Genomic DNA, 1,153 nt, shown 5'->3' with positions numbered 1-1,153 from the left:
CCACCCGGCCGGAGGAATCGGCGTGGCGAGCTCGGGAGTCACCTTCTTCCGCAGCCTCGGCGGCACGATCGGCGTCTCGGTGATGGGCGCCGCTCTCGCGGCACGCGTCGTGGATCTGGTCGCACAGCGCAAGGAGGACATCACCGCCGCGATCATGGGGCTCGGCGACCAGGCCTCGTACTGGGCGCAGCAGCTGCAGACCGGCTCGCTGCCCAAGGTGTCGGCCATGCCCGATACGCTTCGAGTCGTGTTCGAGGACATCTACGCCAACGGCATCTCGCACTCCTTCCTGATCGCGGTGCCCTTCGCGGTGGTCTCGCTCATCGCGATCGCGTTCCTGCCCAACAAGCCGCTCACGACGATGACCACCGTCGAGCGCATGCAGGCCAGCGAGGCCGATCTCGCCACGGTCTCGGTTCCCGAGGCGATGGAGACGCTCACCGCCACCGGCGCCGTGCGCACCGTGCCTGCCGGATCCCGGAACGATGGCTGAGACGACCGAAGACTCCGGTTCCCGCACCGCCGCGGTGCGGGAACTGGAGTCCGAGTTCGGTGAGCTGATCACCCGCTTCCAGCGGGTGATCAGCGAGATCGCGAACCGGGTGAGCCCCGGCCTTCTCCCCGGCGCCTACAAGGTGTTCACGACGATCGCGCGCCGCGACGGCGTGACGCTGTCGTCCCTGTCCGATCTGCTGATGATGGACAAGGGCCAGCTGAGCCGGACCATCCGCGAACTCGAGTCGCTCGGCCTCATCTCCCGTTCCCCCGACCCGGCCGATGGCCGCTCGAGCCTCCTCGCCCCGACGCCGGAGGGTCTTGCCCGTCTCGAGGCGGCCCGCGCGCCCCAGCAGGGACTGCTGCTCGACGCGATCGTGGACTGGCCGCTGGACGACATCAACGCCCTCACCCGGCTGCTGCGGGCGCTCGGCGACAGCGTGACCCGACGCTGACGGAGATGCCGCTCGGCGCCGAGGAAATGAGCCGAGGAGATTAGTCGCCCGGTAGCACTCGCGTAACACGGTCGAGACATCTCCGGGGTTGACTGTCTTCACGGGGGCACCGCGCCCGCGCGGCAGCACGTGCAGCCCACGCCGACACGCACGGGAAGGAGCGACCAGATGGTCTCTCACCGTCTCACAGATTCCGGCCGCTG

1 protein-coding gene and 1 pseudogene are annotated in these 1,153 nt (G+C 69.0%); both read left to right on the top strand.

The features are described 5' to 3' along the window. Window positions 1–493 (top strand): annotated as a pseudogene (locus I5I_RS04505) (MFS transporter); the annotation flags it as partial. Then, a complete protein-coding gene (locus tag I5I_RS04500) occupies window positions 486–950 on the top strand; it encodes a MarR family winged helix-turn-helix transcriptional regulator (protein ID WP_036316898.1) in 465 nt (154 codons plus the stop codon). The pseudogene I5I_RS04505 and the gene I5I_RS04500, both read left to right, overlap by 8 nt. Window positions 951–1,153: the final 203 nt, after the last annotated feature.

Origin of the sequence: Microbacterium sp. B24, from assembly GCF_000333415.1 — a bacterium.
Classification (GTDB): Bacteria; Actinomycetota; Actinomycetes; order Actinomycetales; family Microbacteriaceae; genus Microbacterium.
Note: the sequence above shows the minus strand (reverse complement) of the source record. Positions and strands in the feature narration are given on the sequence as shown.

Coding starts and splice junctions, on each gene's coding strand:
- I5I_RS04500 (WP_036316898.1), top strand. CDS start 486: ATGGCTGAGACGACCGAAGACTCCGGTTCCCGCACCGCCGCGGTGCGG.